19 protein-coding genes are annotated in these 19099 nt (G+C 55.2%); 2 read left to right on the top strand and 17 right to left on the bottom strand.

Annotation, left to right across the window (positions count from 1 at the left end; genetic code table 11):
* The coding region (locus tag ACSQ36_RS46635; RefSeq protein ID WP_436187573.1) for a LysR family transcriptional regulator at nucleotides 1-274 on the bottom strand (274 nt) is incomplete at its 3' end.
* Between the two features lie 388 nt (nucleotides 275-662).
* Here ACSQ36_RS46635 and ACSQ36_RS46640 point away from each other — a divergent pair.
* Nucleotides 663-1922 (top strand): aromatic ring-hydroxylating oxygenase subunit alpha, encoded by a 1260-nt coding sequence (locus ACSQ36_RS46640; RefSeq protein ID WP_436187574.1) that lies wholly within the window; start codon nucleotides 663-665, stop codon nucleotides 1920-1922.
* 334 nt (nucleotides 1923-2256) lie between these two features.
* On the top strand, nucleotides 2257-3195 hold the full coding sequence (locus tag ACSQ36_RS46645; protein WP_436187575.1) for a DMT family transporter: 939 nt from the start codon (nucleotides 2257-2259) through the stop codon (nucleotides 3193-3195).
* Nucleotides 3196-3331: 136 nt separating this feature from the next.
* Here the strand turns inward: ACSQ36_RS46645 and ACSQ36_RS46650 are convergent, their stop codons facing one another.
* The 16 genes from ACSQ36_RS46650 to ACSQ36_RS46725 form a co-directional block, all read right to left on the bottom strand.
* Complete coding sequence (locus tag ACSQ36_RS46650; RefSeq protein ID WP_436187588.1) at nucleotides 3332-4342, bottom strand: IS30 family transposase; 1011 nt, start codon at nucleotides 4340-4342, stop codon at nucleotides 3332-3334.
* A 105-nt stretch (nucleotides 4343-4447) separates the two neighbouring features.
* On the bottom strand, nucleotides 4448-4741 hold the full coding sequence (locus ACSQ36_RS46655) for a cupin domain-containing protein (RefSeq protein WP_436187589.1): 294 nt from the start codon (nucleotides 4739-4741) through the stop codon (nucleotides 4448-4450).
* Between the two features lie 182 nt (nucleotides 4742-4923).
* Nucleotides 4924-5880, bottom strand: a complete 957-nt coding sequence (locus ACSQ36_RS46660; protein ID WP_436187576.1) for a GlxA family transcriptional regulator — start codon at nucleotides 5878-5880, stop codon at nucleotides 4924-4926.
* A gap of 106 nt (nucleotides 5881-5986) precedes the next feature.
* Nucleotides 5987-6964: a LysR substrate-binding domain-containing protein gene (locus ACSQ36_RS46665; RefSeq protein WP_436187577.1), complete on the bottom strand. Its 978-nt coding sequence runs from the start codon at nucleotides 6962-6964 to the stop codon at nucleotides 5987-5989.
* A 117-nt stretch (nucleotides 6965-7081) separates the two neighbouring features.
* Nucleotides 7082-7846, bottom strand: coding sequence for a pyrroline-5-carboxylate reductase (locus ACSQ36_RS46670; RefSeq protein ID WP_436187590.1), 765 nt, complete (start codon nucleotides 7844-7846; stop codon nucleotides 7082-7084).
* A gap of 89 nt (nucleotides 7847-7935) precedes the next feature.
* A complete protein-coding gene (locus ACSQ36_RS46675) occupies nucleotides 7936-9429 on the bottom strand; it encodes an aldehyde dehydrogenase (RefSeq protein ID WP_436187578.1) in 1494 nt (497 codons plus the stop codon).
* An 18-nt stretch (nucleotides 9430-9447) separates the two neighbouring features.
* Nucleotides 9448-10779: an NAD(P)/FAD-dependent oxidoreductase gene (locus tag ACSQ36_RS46680; RefSeq protein ID WP_436187579.1), complete on the bottom strand. Its 1332-nt coding sequence runs from the start codon at nucleotides 10777-10779 to the stop codon at nucleotides 9448-9450.
* A gap of 5 nt (nucleotides 10780-10784) precedes the next feature.
* Nucleotides 10785-11675: a dihydrodipicolinate synthase family protein gene (locus ACSQ36_RS46685; protein ID WP_436187580.1), complete on the bottom strand. Its 891-nt coding sequence runs from the start codon at nucleotides 11673-11675 to the stop codon at nucleotides 10785-10787.
* Between the two features lie 136 nt (nucleotides 11676-11811).
* Nucleotides 11812-13107: a serine hydroxymethyltransferase gene (glyA, locus tag ACSQ36_RS46690; RefSeq protein WP_436187581.1), complete on the bottom strand. Its 1296-nt coding sequence runs from the start codon at nucleotides 13105-13107 to the stop codon at nucleotides 11812-11814.
* Between the two features lie 155 nt (nucleotides 13108-13262).
* Nucleotides 13263-14144, bottom strand: a complete 882-nt coding sequence (locus tag ACSQ36_RS46695; protein ID WP_436187582.1) for a glycine betaine ABC transporter substrate-binding protein — start codon at nucleotides 14142-14144, stop codon at nucleotides 13263-13265.
* A 102-nt stretch (nucleotides 14145-14246) separates the two neighbouring features.
* Entirely contained in the window at nucleotides 14247-15134 is an 888-nt protein-coding gene (locus ACSQ36_RS46700; RefSeq protein WP_436187583.1) for an ABC transporter permease, read from the bottom strand.
* Nucleotides 15131-16462 (bottom strand): quaternary amine ABC transporter ATP-binding protein, encoded by a 1332-nt coding sequence (locus ACSQ36_RS46705; RefSeq protein ID WP_436187584.1) that lies wholly within the window; start codon nucleotides 16460-16462, stop codon nucleotides 15131-15133. The genes ACSQ36_RS46700 and ACSQ36_RS46705 overlap by 4 nt, the downstream gene beginning before the upstream one ends.
* Before the next feature lie 465 nt (nucleotides 16463-16927).
* Nucleotides 16928-17317 carry a LysR substrate-binding domain-containing protein gene (locus ACSQ36_RS46710; protein WP_436187585.1) on the bottom strand — a complete coding sequence of 130 codons (390 nt, stop codon included), beginning with the start codon at nucleotides 17315-17317 and terminating at the stop codon, nucleotides 16928-16930.
* Nucleotides 17318-17575: 258 nt separating this feature from the next.
* Nucleotides 17576-18196, bottom strand: coding sequence for a LysR family transcriptional regulator (locus ACSQ36_RS46715; RefSeq protein ID WP_436187586.1), 621 nt, complete (start codon nucleotides 18194-18196; stop codon nucleotides 17576-17578).
* A gap of 69 nt (nucleotides 18197-18265) precedes the next feature.
* Entirely contained in the window at nucleotides 18266-18646 is a 381-nt protein-coding gene (locus ACSQ36_RS46720; RefSeq protein ID WP_097263145.1) for an HVO_A0114 family putative DNA-binding protein, read from the bottom strand.
* Nucleotides 18643-18939 (bottom strand): toxin-antitoxin system TumE family protein, encoded by a 297-nt coding sequence (locus ACSQ36_RS46725; RefSeq protein WP_436187587.1) that lies wholly within the window; start codon nucleotides 18937-18939, stop codon nucleotides 18643-18645. The genes ACSQ36_RS46720 and ACSQ36_RS46725 overlap by 4 nt, the downstream gene beginning before the upstream one ends.
* Between the last annotated feature and the right edge of the window lie 160 nt (nucleotides 18940-19099).

The raw sequence follows: 19099 nt of genomic DNA on the forward strand, positions 1-19099 counted from the left end.
CGAAAACGCCCGCTATCTTCTGCATGCTTTCTGCCACGACCAGATACAGTGCCTCACCGTCAGTCGTCAGCGCAATCGAGCGATGTAGTCGATGAAAGAGTCGCGTTTTTAGCGTTTCCTCCAACAACCGAACTTGCCTGCTCACAGCCGCTTGCGTGACACCAAGTTCTTTCGAAGCGCTTGTAAAGCTGCTCAACCGTGCGACGGCTTCGAACTCAACCAGCGCGGTCATCGACGGAACTATCCGCCTAAACCCTTTCGTCCCTTTTCCCATTGTCGTGTGGTGCCAGTCAAGGTTGATGAAAAACGGTGAACAGTGGGTGCTACTCGCAAAACACCAAGCATATCGGCTCTTTGACGCAGCTTGATAGCTAGTCGCTGTGCTCGTTTCTCAAAAACTACAGTTCCCTGTGTCATTCATTCTCGCAAGCTCTGCGGGTTCCAAAAACCGGGACGTCGAGTACCGGCCGAGCATTTCCTCGGCTGCCCACGCCGGCCGTGGGCCTCAGGTGCTGCAACTCACGAGCCTTGCGCCAAGCATAATTTAAAGTAATGGGTAGTGGCAAAAATAGCGCGTTGACGTTCAGATTTCGTCCCTCAATACTCATCGAAATAGGCCGCGCTTCGCAAGCGTCGCGCGATTACTCGAAGGGAACTCCACAATGTCTGAGATATATCTGAAATCGCATCGCGAGCTGCTCGATAGCCGCAAACCTGGTCACGGATTACCGGGGGAACTCTTTGGGCGCCAGGACATTTTCGAGACCGACCTCGAAGTGTTTTTCAATGACCTCTGGCTTCTCGTCGCTGTAACGGCCGACGTGCCAGAGCCTGGCGACGTCTTTACACTCGACATTGGGAAAGCCTCGGTCATGATTGTCCGAGACGAGGATGAGAACGTTCGGGCCTACCGAAATGTTTGCCGCCATCGCGGCTCACGCATTATGAAGAACGAAGGGAAAGCAAGCGTCGGGATGCTCGTCTGCCCCTATCACCAGTGGACCTATGGGCTTGACGGTACCCTCCGCCATACGACGCATATGGGGAAGGATTTCGACCCGAGCTGCCACAGCCTTATCCCAGTGCATGTAAAAGTCGTTGGAGCGCATATTTTTATCTGCCTCGCTGAAAATGCGCCGGAGGACTTCTCGAAACTGGAATCCGTGATGGCGCCTCGATTCGCGCCCTATGATTTGACGCGCACAAAGGTCGCGCACGAGATGACGATTGTCGAGAATGGCAATTGGAAGCTGGTCATGGAAAACAATCGCGAATGCTATCACTGCGCCGGCACCCATCCCGAACTGGTTAATTCATTCCTGCCGGAAGATTTCGGCTTCTGTCCGGATGGGCAGAGCGAAGAGTCGTTGCTCGCGTTCGAAGAGTATCAACAGCGAAACGCAGCTAGCCAAGCGAACTGGGAAAGTGAAGGCTTCGTCTGCACCGCGTTTGAGTCTCTGGATGAAAACGTCGAAACGAACTTTCGTACGCAGCGACTGGTGATTGCTGGAGCCGGGGAATCGCAGACGTTAAGCACAAAGGTCGCCTCCAAGAAGTTGCTGGGTGAGCTGACGCGGCGCGACCTGGGCGACGTACACATGTGGGGACACCACTCGTGGACCCACGTCATGAGCGACCACGTTTTAGTTTCGTACGCAATCCCGCTTGGGCCTGACAAGACTCAGGTCCGTACGGTTTGGTTGGTTCACGAAGATGCCGTCGAGGGCGTCGACTATGACCTCAAGGAACTGACTGAAGTTTGGGTCGCGACGACCGCTCAAGACGCCGCGCTCGTGGGAAATGCGCATAACGGCACACAAGACCCGGCATACGTGCCCGGCCCGTTCTCGAATTTCACCGAGGCATATCTCGACCAATTTGCACGCTGGTACGACGCTCGGTTAAAAGCACACGGCATTTAACCCTATCCAAGAACGAGTGCGGCGAATCGAGCGGGTTGTGAAGATTTCAAAGTCCCGCGTAGTCGTCGGCAATGCATTTCATCTTGGCACACCCGTTATCCCGCGCTCGTCCCGGGCGGGCGGAGTCTCAATTAGCATAACGAATCTATAGACTTTTCAGGAAAAATTCGCACCAGATTTCCCGTCCGAGCTCCAGCGACTAAGGCTGATACGGCGAGACGCTCCAACGTCTCGACCGTAAAGCAGGCAGGTCGAATATCATCAAGCAATAGACCACGCCTTATGCGGTGGCGAAATCCGTAAGGCCTTTTCCGATGAGCTCCTACATCGTGCTATGAAAAAAACATACGTCGCATTCGTTCTACTTGGCATCTTGTGGGGTTCGAATTTCATCTATATGAAATGGGCTGCCGATATTGTTAGCGCTAGTCAGATATCGCTGTTAAGTGTTTTTTTCGCTTTCGTACCGGTTCTCGGAGTTGCTTGGCACAAGAGAATCCTCAGCTTCAGGCAGATTCGTTACGCGCATCACTTTACGATTCTCGCAACGTTTGCCACTGCATACACCTATTTTTCAATGGCGAAAGGTACTTCAGTTCTTCCGTCGGGCATCGCAGGCGTATTGGGAGCCACGCCCCCTTTGTTCACGGCTCTCGCTTCCCATGCGCTGTTACGGGATGAACGAATGAACAAGCTTATGAGCCTTGGGGTAGGCCTGGGCTTGGTCGGTATCGTCCTCATCTCAAGGCCTTGGGCTTTCACGGGTGAACACGGGTCGATTGATGTACAGGGCGTTGCTTGGCTGTTAAGCGGTGCGATTGCGTTCGGTCTATCGTATGTCTACGTACGTAAGTTCATGTCCGGCATTGCCATGCGTCCCCTTGCTACCGTGACGTGGCAGATGGGTATTGCCTTGATTTTGCTTTTCTGCGTGACGCATTTGACGGGAATTTCCAAACTGTTCTTGAACTGGCGCGCAGCTATAGGCTTGGTGATTGGCTTAGGAATATTGGGAACCGGCGTCGCGCTCTTTCTGTATTACCTGCTCTTGGAAGAACTTGGCGCCATTGCTGCTGCCAGCGCCATTTACGTCACGCCGGTTGTCTCGCTCGCGATTGGGTGGGCAGTTGGCGAACACATCGGTTTGACAGACGTCCTCGGCGTATCTTTAATCTTTTGTTGTATTGCTATTCTTGAGGTCGGACGTCAACGAACCGCTGGCATAGGGCTGCATGGGACCATTGCTCCGGCAGTGACCGTCGATGAATGCTAGGCCCTTGAAGACATCGTGCTGGCTTCTTCAGGATGAAGATGCGGCTCGCTCCAAGTTTGCTCTTGGCAAGCATCAAACTGAAGGCCAGCAGTAGCTTTAGGAGGGGCGGTTTCAAACCGAAGCGCAACAGGAGGGTCTAGTGTTTAGAGCCTTGAGTTTGGCTGGCTGAGGCAAGTGTCGCAGCGAAGACCTCGAATGGCGAATGGAACGCGTGAGTTGCTCGGGGCCGACTGTTCAGACTGTCGGCAATGGCATCGAGTTCGTCCTGACTGTAGACCGAGAGGTCGGTGCCTTTGGGCAGATATTGGCGAAGCAATCCGTTGGTGTTCTCGCAGGTTCCGCGTTGCCAGGGGCTATGTGGGTCACAGAAGTAGATGTTCACGCCTGTGGCGGCGGCAAGCTCCTTATGCCGCGACATCTCTTTGCCCTGGTCGTAGGTAAAGCTTTGCCGCAGCGGCGCGACAATCGAATTTAGTTTGGCAGAGAAGCCTGCTAACGCGGACTCGGCGGTAGCGTCTTCCATCTTGGCGAGTAGCACCAGGCGGCTGGTCCGTTCGACCAGAACGCCGACAGAAGATTGGTTGCCCGCGCCCTTGATGAAGTCACCTTCCCAGTGACCCGGCAGCAACCGGTCTTCAATTTCAGGCGGCCGTACGTGGATACTGACCATATCGGGAATCTGCCCGCGCCGGTCTGTGCCGCGCGTGCGGGGCATGCGGGTGCTGTGACCGTGGCGCAAGCAGGCAATGAGCTGACGGCGCAGCTCGCCACGCGGCTGAGCGTAGATGGCCGTGTAGATCGTTTCGTGTGAAACGTGCTGGGTGGAGTCTGTAGGATACGTGCGCTTTAGTGTGCCCGATATCTGCTGAGGCGACCATTTCCACTCAAGGAGAGTGAGAACGATGCGCCAGCAGACGCTTTGGAGACAAAGCTTATTGGGCCGCTGTCCGGCGTTGCGGCGTGCGACGCTCAGCGCTTGAGCCGGCTGGGATGAATAGCCAACCGCAGAGCTATTTCGCGACAGTTCACGGCTAACGGCGGCTGCCGAGCGCCCGAGTATCCTGGCCATGGCGCGGATACTCACGTCCTGCAGCCGCAGGCTCGCGATCACTAGGCGCTCTTCAGGTTGGAGTTGTTGGTACGAAATTTTTTCGGGCATTGCGACACCTCATACGAGATAGGTGTTGCACTTCGCTTTTGAGGCCGCCAGGCGATACATCCGAACGTTGGCAGGCTAACTTCAAAAACCAATCTATAATTTCGATCCACTGTTTGTAACGACAAGCACGGTGCATCCGTCACGCGAGTGAGACCAGTGTGATGTGCCGGCTGGGTAGGTCACGACTTGGCGAGCAATGATATCTGTGCCATCCTGGTCGCTATAGATACCATCCATGATGAGCAGCAGTTCCGTCGAAGTATGCGTGTGCACTAACGACCGAGCGCCAGCGTCAAGCCGCATCCAGTAACTTGTCCATGCTCCGCTCTCATCATCGACAATCGGAATAATCCAGAAGCCAGGATGACGCTGTCCCGCAATCATCATGGGCTGCCACTCAGTCCCAACGGGTGAGCTTATTTGTCGCCCCGGCGGTGTCAAACTCTGTGCTTTTGCAATATCAAATGTCACCCTCAAGCCCTCCTTTAGTCAATTAACGTTTGCTGCGAGCGTTCCTGATTTCTCTCGGTAGTCTGAGCGCCTCGGTATGTCGCTGGTCTCACACCGAATTACTTCTTAAATTCCCTGCTTAGATGCGATGCATCGCTGAAGCCACACGAATCCGCGATGTCGGCCAATGTTTTTTCGGAGCCTGTAAGGAGCCACGCTGCCATGCGCATTCGCATTTGACGTGCGTAGGCAACCGGAGGCGCTCCGACTTCTGCCTGAAACATTCTCTCAAGCTGGTGAACCGAGATATCTAAGCGCTGAGCGAGGTCGAACAATGTGAGCGGCTTCGCAATGTACTGCTCCATCAACTGTATTGCTTTACGAATCGTCGGATTGACGGCAGGCTTCGAACTCAAAGGCTGCGGCTGCGGTGCGTTACCTTTCTGCGGGTCGTCCACTAGCAGGATACGAAGTGCTTTCTGTACGATGCCGGCGTCAAAATGCCGGAGCAAAATTGCCGCTGCAACGTCAATGGACGCACTCCCGCCCGCACAGGTGATGCGACAACGGTCAATAACAAAGAGTCGGTCGGCAACGAGGCTTGCCTCCGTTGCTTGCGGAAATCGCTCGAGCAAATCCCAATAGTGATACCAGTTCACGCAAGTGCGGTACCCCGCCATGATGTCGGCCCGCATCAGTGCGAAAATACCTGTGCAGATTCCAACGACGGTCGCTGAGCTTTCAGCCGCGCGACGGATGAAGCCGATTGTCGCTTCACTTGCTGTCGGACCGGAATGCAATAGGCCTCCGACGACGACTACGTAGTCAAACGGTTGGGCTTTCTCAAAAGTCTCCCACGGAGAAACTTGAATTCCGCAGCTGGCTCTGACCGGCAACACGTTCTCGCCAACTACCGTCCATGAACAGCGCACCGGCCGACTCATGTCTCCTTCATCACTCGCGAGTCTAAGGAGGTCGACAAACCCCGAAAACGCCGTCAACGTGAAGTTCGGCAGGAGCACGATGCCAAACCTGATAGGTACATCCGGTGCGTTTGACACTTCTGGCCCAATCACAGAGTGAACCTATGCGCTCACCACACGCGATGAAAATAACGTGGAATCGACGTCGGCACGGCGGCGTTTATGCCGGTTAAAAAGGCGGCAACACGGCTTCCACAGCTCACTGCCACTGCGCCATCATGTCCGTTACCTCGCTCACCAACCATTCGCGGAACGCCTGATACTCAGGCCCTTCGGACGCATTCCTGTGCGTGATGAGATAGTGATAGCGGTCACGAAATACTAGGCATTCTTCGACCGGACGCACCAGGGCGCCTTTCTCGACCTGTCGGTGGACCAAGTGATGCCAGCCTAAAACCGTGCCTTCATCAGCCTCCGCCAAGGACACGAGTAGTCGGTAGTCGTTACTCTCGAAATTCTCACCGGGAGAGTAGCGGTCCGAGCCATCGCTTTGCTGAAACCAGTTGCTCCAGACCCGCCAATCAACGTGCTCGCAGACCTGGGCTCGGCCAAGAAGAGAAAGATGCAGCGTCGGCTCAGTGAGCAGGTCCAGTGGCTTAAGCGCCTTTCCCTGGAAGCAGTCTTCGAATACCCGCGGGCTGCAAACTGGATATACGACATCGTGAAACAAGGGCTTTACGTCGTATTCGCTTTCGCGCGGAGGATTTTTGCTGATGATGACGTCAGGCTGCATAAGGCCATCGAGTTCCATGAAATGCTCGGTGACGGTAATCTCAAGCTTGATATCAGGGAACTGCCTGCGAAAACGTGGAAGCCTTGGAGCTAGCCAAAGTGCTGAAAACGTGTGGGAGACACAAACATTCAAGGCCTTCTTATCTGACCGTCGCACTGCCTCCGCGGCCTCTGCGATGTTCATAATCGACAAGTAGGATGCGTTGTATAAAATACGGCCGGAGTCGGTCAGCGCAATATGTCGCCCATTGCGTTCAAAGAGCGGGACGCCCATTGAGTCTTCTAGCTCCTTGATTTGCTTGCTAACAGCAGCCTGTGAAACGCACAACACCTCGGCAGCTTGCGTGAAGCTTTCGTACCGGGCTGCCGTGACAAAGCATCGCAGAGCACGTAGTGAGGGCATCTGCGCAAGCAATCTGTCGGCGAAAAGTTGTTTCTTTTGCATCGGTATGCACCTTCAGAGCGGTCGACCTTCGAAACACCGCAGACCAGGGGCAGGCGGATAAAAGAACTCTACACCGACAGAACCCACGATGTTCGCCGCCAATGATGCAGCAGGGCGTTATTCTCGTTCGATGCGCTGCAAGACCTTATCCAAAGCGGTGCGATAGTGAGAATATGCCCCCGCGTCCTCCAACTCGTGGTGAAGCTGCTCGTTGATGCCGCCAGGTGTCATCGATTCTTGAACCAATGTTGAGAACGGCTTGTCCCCGGTCGTCTCATACGCGAGTCCCACGCTGTAGCCAGCCAAAAATGCGCGAGCAGAGCTATATTCGATTCCTTGCGCCACCAACCATTGCGCCTTGGTCTCGAGCACCGCATAAAAGCTCGCCATAGTCGCTGTAACTGCAGATAACGCGTCGAACTGATGTTCATCAGATACTTCGACAGGGGTTCCGAGGCGGCCAAACAAGAGCCGAGCAACCTCGTCCGGTGGACAGATTGCCGTACTTCCCTTGGCCGCGGCAACCGCCGGTAGAGGGACCGCTCGGACAATGCCATGAACGTCGCCGACCATATCCTTCAATGCAGAAAGCGATATCCCTGCGATGAAACTGATAACGTGATGCCGAACTCCAAAATGAAGCTTCTGCAGAACATCGGCTGCGACTTTCGGCACGACAGCCAAGCAAACGATGTCGCTACTATCGAGCACTTGTTGATTCGAAGCGCAGACAGAAATACGTGCATCGAGGCCAGCCAGCGTCGACGCGATTGCATCGTTTCTCGGCGATAGATAGGTGTGTTCGAACGATGTGCCTGTGTGGAGCAAACCAGTCACGACTGCACGAGTGATAGTGCCGGTTCCAATAAATCCTATTCGCATGGCCTTCAACTTTAAAGTAAACGGCGCTTTCGGTTTGCGCCGCCAAAGCACCGTCTCCGTCGACAACGAAGACCGGTACCGCTAGGCCCTCAGTCGAGCTTCAACCAGGTCGTCTTAAGCTCGCAATATTGGTCGTGCGCATAGACGGACTTGTCCCGGCCACCGAATCCAGACTGCTTGAAACCGCCAAACGGTGTTGATAAGTCGCCTTCGCCGAAGCAATTTATGGTGACGGTTCCCGCGCGGATTCTGCCAGCGACCTTATGCGCGTTATTTACATTGTCCGTCCACAACGAAGCAGCCAAGCCATAGCACGTGTCATTGGCAATCTGAACTGCCTCGTCAATATCGCTGTATTCGATAACGCAGAGGACCGGGCCGAAGACTTCGTCGGTGGCGATGCTCATGGCAGTCGTCACGTTGTCGAATATAGTCGGCTCGACGTACCAGCCTCCGGATTCGACAAAGACAGCGTTGCCGCCATGAACAAGCCGCGCACCCTCCGCCTTCGCCTTTTCGATGTGGCCTAGCACTTTCTCGTAATGCTTTTGCTCAATCAAAGCGCCAAGCTTTACCTCGGGGTCCAACGGCTCGCCGGTTCTCCACCCTGCCAGAACCGCCTTAATCTTTTCCAGCAGGACGTCCTTCGTTCCTGCGGGTACAAGCAGGCGAGAGCCGGCGCTGCAGTTTTCACCCATGTTCCAAAAGGCAGCCGCTACTGCCTGCTCTGCCACCGCATCGAGGTTAGCGACATCTGGCAGCACAACCTGTGGATTCTTGCCGCCGCACTCAAGGATGACCCGCTTAAGGTTTGTATCGGCGGAATATCTCAGGAAGCGTTTGCCAGTCTCGGTCGACCCGGTGAATGCGATGAGGTCGACATCGGGATGTAGACCAAGGGCCTGCCCTGCGGTCTCGCCGAACCCGGTCACGACGTTAAACACGCCCGCCGGAAGGCCGGCTTCCGTGGCGAGGTCGGCAATCCGCAGCGTTGCAAGTGACGTCTGTTCAGCCGGTTTCACGATGACGCTGTTTCCAACCGACAGCGCCGGACCGATTTTCCATGCAAGCATCAGCGCTGGGAAATTCCACGGGAGGACGGCCCCTACCACGCCGATAGCTTCGCGCGTAATCATGCTGACGACATTGGCGCCTGATGGGGACAGTGCGTCGTATCGCTTGTCGGTAACCTCCGCATGCCAACGAATACACGCCGCCGACTCCGGAATGTCGAGGCCAAGACACTCTGAAACTGGTTTTCCAGCCTCAAGCGCTTCGAGGATGGCCAACTCATCCATGTTTTCTTCAATCAACTGAGCTAGCTTGAGAAGCACAGTTTTCCGATGGGATGGCGCAGCCTTTGACCAAACGCCCGAATCGAACGCTTCTCTGGCGGACGCGACCGCGACATCAATGTCCTTCGCGTCACAACGCGCAATGTCTCCAAGGACTTTCCCGTTTGACGGATTTAACGTCTGGAACGTTTCCTCGGACAAAGCTGCGCAGCGCTTTCCTCCGATAAACGCGCGCCCGTCCAATGAAAGAGCGTTAGCCTTAGCTTTCCACTGTTCAAAAGTCGTCATTCTGGTGTCCTCAATCGATTAAAGTTCGGCTCCCGCCGAGAATTCTTTGAACCATATGGCCGTCGAGACCGCCATGTCGGCAATGGGGCGCATCGGCAACGGTTTTGGTTGCATCTGCTTCAAGAGTTGACCGGTCATCTCGTTCGACATGCCTAGCGCATATTCGGCAATGACTTTGCCGGACGCAGAACCTCTGCTCAATCCCAAGCCGTTGCACCCTATTGCTTGATACAAACCTTCCTCCGTCGCGCCGAAAAGAGCCCCGCTGTTCGCCGACAAGCAGAGGGCACCGCCCCAGGTGTATTCCAACGCGACGTCCTTCAGCATTGGAAAGCGACGGTCGAACGAACGTTGATGCAGCGATTTAGCCTTGCGCAAATCCGACGGCGACACCTGCAGGCCCGGACGAAATGCGAAGTGATTGCGAACACATATGCGGTCATTCCCCAAACGACGAACGGTGGTCCCCATGGGGTCAGCTGGAATGAGTGCCCACGAATTAATTCCACCGAGCGCTTTGACCTCTTCCGGCGTCATTTTTCGACTCAGGGAGGCGAAGGTATAAACCGGCAGCAGTCCGTTTGGATTCCCGCCGAATGTCGCCGCGTAAGCATTGGTGCAAAGGACAACTTTGCCCGCGGTTATATGACCGCCGGCAAACGAAAGCACTTGGCCACCCGCGCCACGCTCTAGCTTTCGCACGGGACTCAGCTCAAAAACCTCAACGTTTTTCGGCATCGTTTTCGCTAAACCTCGCATCAATGCGGCAGGTTGAACGGTGCTGCAGCCCGGCGTAAATATCGCGCCGTGGTAGAACGAAGTGCCGGTTACTTTCGCGATGGCCCCATCGTCGAGCCATTCGAACTGTTCGTCGATGCGCTTTAGACCCTCTGCAAAGTGCTTGAGCGCATCCTTGCCCCGTTTGTTGACGGCCCCGTGGTATTTGCCGTCGTCCCGCCAGTCGCACTCGATACCCTGTTCTCTGACAATCGACCTAACGTAGTCGATTCCATGACGCTGCATCTGCACATCTGCCTTGTCGGCCTCGACACTCTTTGAATAGCCTTCGCTGCTTATATCGTGCGGCAGGTCAACGAAGAAGCCCGAATTTCGCCCAGCTGTCGAGCGACCAATTCGGTCTGCCTCCACGAGCGCCACCGACGACTCAGGCGCCAGCTCGGCTAGGCGCCGAGCTGCACACAATCCGGTGATACCGCCGCCCACAACAACAAAGTCAAAATGTCGGTTGCCCTGCAGACATGTCGCTTCCAATGGCGGCGGCAAAATCTCCCACCACCCATTGACACCGTCTGCTACGGGTAAACGGGCGAATTCGAATTTCGAGGCCATGCAAATCAACGTCCGTTACGAAGCAGAGGTTGCACAAGATTCGCGAAATCGCGTTTTTCTGCTTCCGTGAGCACGCCGAGCGGCTTGCGAGCATCGCCGACAGCTTTGCCGGCCAGCTCACATCCGTAACGGACATACTGGATAAACTTGCCGCTGCGTTCAAGCAATTCCAGGACGGGCAGCAGTTGCGCCATCAACGCACGCGCAGCAACGAAGTCGCCCTTTTTAACGCAGGTTTCAAGCAGCTCGACGTGGACTTCCGGAAGGAAATTCGCAGCACCGGCTACCCAGCTTCGTGCGCCCCATACGAAGAACTCGAGCGCCTGGTCATCCATGCCACAACTAAGGATGAGTTTCTTCTCGAAATGCGTAGCCAGATGGTGAAGATGCGCGATATCGCCCGTGCTTTCCTTCATGGCTTGGAAGTTTGGACGCTCGAGCAGCTTCTCGAGAACTGCGTCGCTAATGTCGGTCCCCGTCCGTGCTGGAAAGTTGTAAAGCATGATGGGCATATCGAGACTGTCGTCAATCGCGAACAGGTGCGCCAACAACTCGTCCTGAGTCGGTTGAGCATAGTACGGCGCTGCCACTAACAAGGACGAGAGCCCCGCGCTTTTTGCTTCCTTGCCTAGCCGAAGCACTTCGTCGGTGGTGGTCGCATTGATACCAGCGGTAAGATGGGTCTTGTCACCGGCTGCGGCCACAACCGTGTGGAATGTACGCACGCGTTCGTCGAAGCTCAGTGCATAATATTCGCCGGTCGTGCCGCCGACGCCTAGGCCCGTAAGTCCGCGGCCAGCGAGGTCGACTGCATGTTTCCCCAGCAGTTCGTGATTGATTTCACCGTTTGCCTTGAACGGGGTGATTAATGGTGCGTGTACGCCCTCGAAGCTCATGTCTTTCTCCTAGATGCGACAGCAAGCAAGCCCGAGTCTTGGCAGCGAAGTGAGAGCTGCGCTGGCAGGGTTTGCCAATTGCCGTGTTGGTGTCAATCGTCGATAAACAGATGTCCTGAGACGCCCGGCGCGAGGTTTAAATCAAAGCGTCCGCGTACGAATAGATTGGGAAGCGGCTGCACAGGTCACGCACTCGGCTACGAACAGCCAACTCGAGCGCTTCATCGCCATCCTGTCCTGTTGCAAGAGCACCCAAGACCTCAAGGATGAGCGTGCCAACTTCTTCAAATTCCGCTGTCCCGAAGCCCCGCGTCGTCCCGGCCGGCGTTCCGAGCCGAATCCCCGAGGTCACGGTCGGGCTTTGCGTATCAAAAGGAATTCCGTTTTTGTTGCAGGTGATGCCTGCCCGCTCCAGGGCTTTTTCAACCTGAGTCCCCGTCAAGCCTCTGGAACGCAGGTCGACGAGCAGAAGATGGTTGTCAGTACCGCCGGTAACAAGATTTACATCGCCGAGCTTTAAAACCTCCCCAAGAGCTTGCGCATTCTTGAGCACCTGGTCGATATATGCCGTGAAATCAGGACGCAGCGCCTCACCAAAAGCCACCGCTTTCCCCGCAATGACGTGCATAAGCGGACCGCCCTGCAACCCGGGGAACACAGCGGAATTGATTTTCTTGGCAATGTCGGTGTTGTTAGTAAGGATGAAGCCGCCTCGTGGGCCGCGAAGAGTCTTGTGGGTGGTAGACGTCACAACGTCGGCGAAGCGCACCGGATTTTGGTGTCGGCCAGCGGCGACGATGCCCGCGATATGCGCCATGTCCACCATTAGCATTGCCCCAACGCTGTCGGCGATTTCGCGAAATTTGGCGAAATCAAGTGCCCGCGGGTAGGCCGAATAACCAGCGATGATGAGCTTGGGACGATGCGTCTCAGCCAAACTACGAACTTGGTCGTAGTCGATAAGAAAAGTTTCTGGGTCGACACCATACCGCACGGCATTGAACCACTTACCAGACATCGCCGGGCGCGCGCCGTGCGTAAGGTGGCCGCCGGCATCCAGAGACATGCCGAGAACCGTGTCGCCCGGCTTTAGCAGCGCAAGCATTACCGCTCCGTTTGCCTGAGCGCCGGAGTGCGGCTGAACGTTGGCGTACTCGCATTCGAACAAGGCTTTGACGCGGTCCATCGCCAACGCTTCGATGCGGTCGACATGCTCGCAACCACCGTAGTACCGCTTTGAAGGGTAGCCTTCCGCGTACTTGTTCGTGAGCACAGTCCCCTGTGCTTCCATTACTGCGGCCGAGACAATGTTCTCGGATGCAATGAGTTCAATTTGGTTCTGCTGGCGACGTAGTTCAAGCATGATTTCAGATGAAATCACCGGGTCGCGGTCTTGCAGTGCCTCAGAGAAAAATCGAAGGTTATCGTTCACAGACGTACTCCGTGTTGCTATGACAGGTTTCATATCAGGCACTGACTTATCAAGGTGCTGCGCCGGCATTACTACGGCCGACGTCTCCCAATAAACGGATAGCCTGCTATGGGACGGACAGCGAGATAACGCCTCACTGCCCCGCCCGCAAAAATTTACTGCTGAAGCCATGCGCTCACTTTGTCCGGATGCGCCTCAACGAACTTCTTGGCCGCCGTCGCGTAGTCGTTCGTGGAGTTACCCTCGAGCTCGATGGCCTCAACGTCAGCAAGCGTCAATTTGAAATGCTTCATGAACACATCGGCACGCGGAAACTTGGATGCGAATTGCTTCGAGGCAAAAGCGTGCACTTGCTCTTCACCGCCTAACGTACCTTTCGGGTCCTTGAGGTAGCGCATCGGAAATTTCTGGAACAACCAGTGGGGGCTCCAGACCGTCGCGACAATCCACTGTTTGGACTGAGTCGCACGCTGAAGTGAAGCAAGCATGCCGGCTTCACTAGACGATTGCAGGTTGTACCCAGCCAGGTTGTATTCCTTAATGGCTTTCTCTGAAGCCGTCATCAATCCACCGCCCGGTTCAATGCCCTGAATCGTGCCCTTCAGCTTGCTCTTCACGTCAGGCTTGTTCAGGTCTTCAATCGACGAGAGTTCCGACTCCGGCACATACTGAGGTACGGCCCAGCCATTCTTGCCCCCGGTATAGATGATGCCGACATCGTCCAGCGTGTCTTTGTATTTGGCGTAATACGCTGCGTGCGTCACCGGAAGCCAGCCACCGACCATCAGGTCTACGTCTCCACGAGAGACCCCCTGATACTGAATGCCGATGTCCGCCTGAACAAATGTGACCGGCTGCTGTAGCTTCGTTTCCATAACGTATTTCGCGACGTTTGCGACGGCAAGAACGTCTGCCCAGTTTGTAATCGTGAGTTTCACGGGTTCTGCTGCGACTGCAGCACTACCATATAGGCCCACGACACACAGGGCGGAAGCGGTAAATTTCGCTACGTAGGACTTCAGGATTCCAGTGGTCATTTGGTACTCCTCTTTATTTAAAATGGTTACTTTCCGGCTTTATTTCGGTGCTTCGCTGCGCCTTTCTTATGCCTTGCAAAAACCTACGCCGCGTATGGTGAACTACGGTTGGGCTTGCACCGCTTCAGTAGTGGATTGCTTGATAGCGCGTACTTTAGTCTTCTTCTTGGCAGATTTGATGCCGAAGCTCTCGGTCAACCGGTCGAGAATAATTGCCAGCAACACGACGCCAAGGCCTCCCTCAAAACCAATCCCGATATCCAGGCGTTGAATACCACTCAGCACATATTCGCCAAGTCCACCCGCGCCAATCATCGAGGCGACGACAACCATCGAGAGCGCCATCATGATGGTCTGGTTAATGCCTGCCATGATGGACGGCAATGCGTTCGGAAGTTGAATCTTCCACAGCAATTGCGAATCCGTGCTGCCAAATGACCTACCCGCCTCGATGAGCTCCTCGCGGACTTGCTTAATGCCGAGTGTGGTCAGTCGAACGACTGGGGGCATAGAGAACACAATCGTCGCGATGACAGCCGGTACCCGACCGAGCCCAAACAGAATCACTGCGGGAATGAGGTAGACGAACGCCGGCATTGTCTGCATGAAATCGAGCAGCGAACGTAAGCCGACTTCGGCCCTTTTGTTACGCGCCCCCCAGATTCCAAGCGGGATACCAATTATCAAACTGAAGAAAGTCGCAGCAATTACCAGAGCAAGGGTGGACACCGTCTGTTCCCAAAGCCCCATGAAATGGATGGTCATAATCGCGAGGCCGACGAAAGCCGCGAAGAAAATTCCCTTCCGCCAAAGAGCAAGCGCCATGAAGGCTACCAGCATTACTACAAAAGGAACCGCAGCAAGCCCGTCCTGAAGAAGCTTTACAACCGCGTCCAGGGCTGCCGAGAAGGTGTCGAAGCCACCGCGAAAATGCAGAAACAGAAAGTTCACTCCATGCTCTGCTGCCTGTCCAATGAATGACGAGTTCATGCTGCCCTCCTTTCCATAACCTGCTTCAGAATCGTTCGGCAAGACACGATGCCTGCAAACATGCCCGTGGCATCGACGACCGGTACATCGTGCTCTTGTCTAAGCGCGATGGTCGATAACTCGTGTAGGTCAGCATCAACGGATACTGAAGCGATGTCGCGGAGTAAGGCGTCTCGAATCGGCGCGTTGCCGCACTTACGCAACGACGTAGACGTGACCAAGCCTTGATATCGCCCAGCCTCGTCACAAACGTAGCCACACTCAACGCCCGCGTCGACCAGAGTGTTCGCATAACCTGCCGCGGATACTCCGGTGTCACACGTGATGACTCCCCGTTCGACTTTCGATAGAAGACTTGACGCCTTTTGAAAGCGCGAAGTATCGACGTTCCGGAAAAAGTTGCGAACGTAATCGTCGGCTGGCGACTGGATGAGCTCAGCCGGCGTGCCTACCTGCACGAGTCGGCCATCTTTCATCACGCCTACCCGACCGCCAATCTTCAACGCTTCCTCGATGTCATGCGAAATGAAGACGACCGTGCGCTGCTCTTCCTTCTGCAAGCGAAGCAGTTCGTTTTGCATCTCGAACCGGATAAGCGGGTCAAGGGCCGAGAATGCTTCGTCCATCAGCAACACCGAAGGGTTGACTGCGAGTGCGCGGGCAAGCCCTACACGTTGCTGCATGCCACCCGAGAGCTCGCTCGGATAAAGCTTTTCGTACGAGCCAAGACCCACCCGTTCAAGCGCACTACGTGCAACTCCGTATCGCTCCGCCTTCTTTTGTCCGGCTACTTCGAGACCGTAGGCCACGTTCTCGATAACAGTGCGGTTCGGCAAGAGAGCGAAAGACTGGAACACCATTGCCATCTTTCGACGCCGCACTTCACGCAATTCAGGGGTCGACATTGGGGCGATATCGCGCCCTTCGAGGACCACCTTGCCTGAAGTCGGCTCAATGAGGCGGTTCAGGAGGCGCACGAGTGTCGATTTACCCGACCCCGATAGCCCCATGATGACGAAAATTTCTCCGGCGCGAACATCGAGGCTGACATTGTCGACCGCCACCATATTGCCCGTCTGCTGAAATATTTCGTTCCGTCCAAGTCCCTGCTGTAGCATTTCGGCCGCGCGCTCAGGCTTCGGCCCGAATATCTTGGACAAATCTTTAACGGTGAGAATTTCGTCTGAAGTCACAGGCGCCGCGTCCAAAGAAGTTGAGCGCAAACCGAGCGCGCGCGGAGGAGCCGCTTGTTGCGATTCGAATGTAAGGTTTGTGGGCATTCTTTCATTCCAATTAGCAGTTCCGGGTTCTGGCAGCGCGTTGTTCAATGAACTTTCGGAATTGCACAGTCGATACAAAGGCCTCGTGGAAACTCATTGCTGCGAGAAAAAGTTGAAGAGCGAGTAAGAGTTGTAGCGAAGGCGATTGCTCGAATAAGATTCGAATTAAATGACTTAAGCCAGATTAAAGCGCTTTATAATTCCAAAGAATCGCGGTTTCTTGCGTTGAAATAAGAGTAACCCGCCAATTTGACTTGCCCAGCTACATTTTTTGCACGCTATGCCCTACCTTTGGTTATGGGTTGCGGAACCACATGCAGCGAGACACCTAGACTATCGGCGGAGAAGGCCGCCAGCAAAGGGTTCCAGAGCCCAGTACCTCGCGGCTCGATACCCCGGCGTCGCAACGGCATCGGGAAAATACCGAGTTGGAGATAACTGTCGACAATCGGTGAGCAAGACCAACTGCGGGCTGTATCCCAGCATTCACAAGTAGATAGCGCGCGGCCGCCCCTAGGCGGGAAGCTGCAGGCCGTCTTGCGTAATGCCAACTGCCGCGCGGAGCAATTGAATAAGCGTGTGCAGCGCTGGTGTGATGCTTTTTCCGTGCGGCACGACGAGATAGTAGCCATCGCTCAGTTCTAGCGACGCGTCGGTAACGCGGACTAGTCTTCCCAACTCGAGATGGTCGTGAAGCACCCTAGACCAGCCAAGGGTGACCCCTTGTCGTTCAAGTGCGGCTTGTACCGCGTCCGTATAAAGGCACGTGCGAAGTCCATAATTTACCTTGCCCGGCTCCACGCCGAGCGCCTTGAACCATTGCTCCCAAGTCAGCCATCCCTCGGAGGTTGGGTCGTCCGCAATCAGTGAGCATGCAGCGAGCTCCGTTAGCGATTCAGGCATGCCAAATTCTTTCAGCCCGCAGGGGAACATACCGCGACGACCTGTTCTTTGAACAATAAATACGATTTCCCATCGGTCCAAGCCCCATTTCCGAAGCGTACAACAGCGGCTACTTCGTTGTGACGAAGGTCGGCCGTGAACATCGTCGTCGTAAGCCGGACTTTGAGGTTGGGATTGAGGCACTTCAGTGCGCCAACACTGGACATCAGTCGAAAATTGGAGAAAGCGGCTGTAGTGGCGAGAACAAGCTCTTCTTCCTCAATTCCCATCGACAGTCGGTCGAAAACCGGCAATTTTCCCCATTGCTTCTGTGACAACTGCGTATAAAGCTTCACCTTCTCTTGTGAGAGTAAGGTTTCGATGAATTCTGTCCAGAAGGCGGACGTTAAGTAGCTCCTCCAGAAGTCGAATTTGGCGGCTGACAGCTGTCCAGGTGACGCCGAGCTCTGTGGCGGCATTTCTAAAACTCCGCAGTCTTGCGACCGCTTCAAATTCAACCAATGCTGACAGCGAAGGTACAAGCCGGAGCGTCTGATGACTGAGCCATCGAACACCATCGACATAAGCCCGCGCGTCTGCGGAAATATCCTTCGACGCTACGATGATGACCCTGTCGAGGAGACGGCCCTCGACGAGCGGGTGATAGTCACTGAAGATCTCCGTTTTGATGAGCGCTTTGGTCAGCGGTCGACCGTAGTCCTTGCATTCGACACCAAAAGTGACGACGCTTCCGAACTCTTGCCGGGTGAATACGATGTCAACTTTCTTGGACCCGAGCCGCACTTCCGTTCGGGTATCGGGATACTTGGTTCGCAGGATGGCGGCAGCTGCGTCTCTGAATCCGTCGCCCTTCTCTATGGTCGACTGGCTTTGTGGCATCTAGTGGGGGTCCAACCAATCGGTATTCTCACTTTCGATGCCTTGAATGGTGGCCAGTCAAGGAGCACGTCAAGCAATCAGTACATGCAGATCGACCCGCGACGCCACCGCTCGCACGACCTTGTGGTTGCCATGCCCGGCATTCACGGCGGTTTCGACCGACACGAGGCCGGCGCGTAGCAGCGCGTCGACGTCGCGCTTAACGGCGCTGCGATCGCGATGGAGTCGTGTGGCAATGCCGGTGATCGACGCAGGCTCAGCTTTAATTGCCTGAAAAAGCCCGATCCGAGCAGCAGTGAGCAGCCGCGCGAGATCTGCCGGATCTTCGAAAGTCACGACGTGTGCTTCCGGGATACGCTCCTTACGATCAGCACGTTGCGCAATGCGTCGACCTCGAGCGAAAAATTCCGCCTCGGTACCGATTGCCGTTTCGAGCACTGTGTTCTTCATGTTTCTCTCCGTAACGCTGTCCAGTCGCGTGCGAACTGGTCTTCGATGTCGTCGAAGCTCACAAACTCGACGGGCTCCACGCGACCAAAGTAATGTCGATGGTGAAAACCATGCGCATTGTCGTAGCCGACCACCCGGCCATTGTCGCCCTGATGCAAGTCATGGTTGATGTAGGCAAGGTTGTAGCGGGTCACTGTACTGCCTCCGTCGACCCACACCTCGCGTCGTAGCTCGCCGTTACCTCTGCGCTTCGCGATGGCGTGGCGGTCGTCATAAATTTTTCTATCAGCCATGACGTAGCATATCATGTCTGATCCTTGTGATCAGTCACTGAAGAGCGCCGAATGTCCGCCAGTGAGCTTGAGATGCTGCAATCATCCTTTGAATGCCGGGCGTCCCTCCGCGACCAGCGCTCGCCGATATTGATCAGTGACACACGTCAGCTGAACAAGG

The organism is Caballeronia sp. LjRoot34 (assembly GCF_964253815.1).
Lineage (GTDB): Bacteria > Pseudomonadota > Gammaproteobacteria > Burkholderiales > Burkholderiaceae > Caballeronia.

Bases quoted from the DNA above. Each gene is read 5' to 3' on its own strand.
- ACSQ36_RS46640 (WP_436187574.1), top strand. From the start codon at position 663: ATGTCTGAGATATATCTGAAATCGCATCGCGAGCTGCTCGATAGCCGC.
- ACSQ36_RS46645 (WP_436187575.1), top strand. From the start codon at position 2,257: ATGAAAAAAACATACGTCGCATTCGTTCTACTTGGCATCTTGTGGGGT.
- ACSQ36_RS46655 (WP_436187589.1), bottom strand. From the start codon at position 4,741: ATGATGATTGCGGGACAGCGTCATCCTGGCTTCTGGATTATTCCGATT.
- ACSQ36_RS46665 (WP_436187577.1), bottom strand. From the start codon at position 6,964: ATGCAAAAGAAACAACTTTTCGCCGACAGATTGCTTGCGCAGATGCCC.
- ACSQ36_RS46670 (WP_436187590.1), bottom strand. From the start codon at position 7,846: ATGCGAATAGGATTTATTGGAACCGGCACTATCACTCGTGCAGTCGTG.
- ACSQ36_RS46675 (WP_436187578.1), bottom strand. From the start codon at position 9,429: ATGACGACTTTTGAACAGTGGAAAGCTAAGGCTAACGCTCTTTCATTG.
- ACSQ36_RS46680 (WP_436187579.1), bottom strand. From the start codon at position 10,779: ATGGCCTCGAAATTCGAATTCGCCCGTTTACCCGTAGCAGACGGTGTC.
- ACSQ36_RS46685 (WP_436187580.1), bottom strand. From the start codon at position 11,675: ATGAGCTTCGAGGGCGTACACGCACCATTAATCACCCCGTTCAAGGCA.
- ACSQ36_RS46695 (WP_436187582.1), bottom strand. From the start codon at position 14,144: ATGACCACTGGAATCCTGAAGTCCTACGTAGCGAAATTTACCGCTTCC.
- ACSQ36_RS46700 (WP_436187583.1), bottom strand. From the start codon at position 15,134: ATGAACTCGTCATTCATTGGACAGGCAGCAGAGCATGGAGTGAACTTT.
- ACSQ36_RS46710 (WP_436187585.1), bottom strand. From the start codon at position 17,317: ATGCCTGAATCGCTAACGGAGCTCGCTGCATGCTCACTGATTGCGGAC.
- ACSQ36_RS46715 (WP_436187586.1), bottom strand. From the start codon at position 18,196: ATGCCACAAAGCCAGTCGACCATAGAGAAGGGCGACGGATTCAGAGAC.
- ACSQ36_RS46720 (WP_097263145.1), bottom strand. From the start codon at position 18,646: ATGAAGAACACAGTGCTCGAAACGGCAATCGGTACCGAGGCGGAATTT.
- ACSQ36_RS46725 (WP_436187587.1), bottom strand. From the start codon at position 18,939: ATGGCTGATAGAAAAATTTATGACGACCGCCACGCCATCGCGAAGCGC.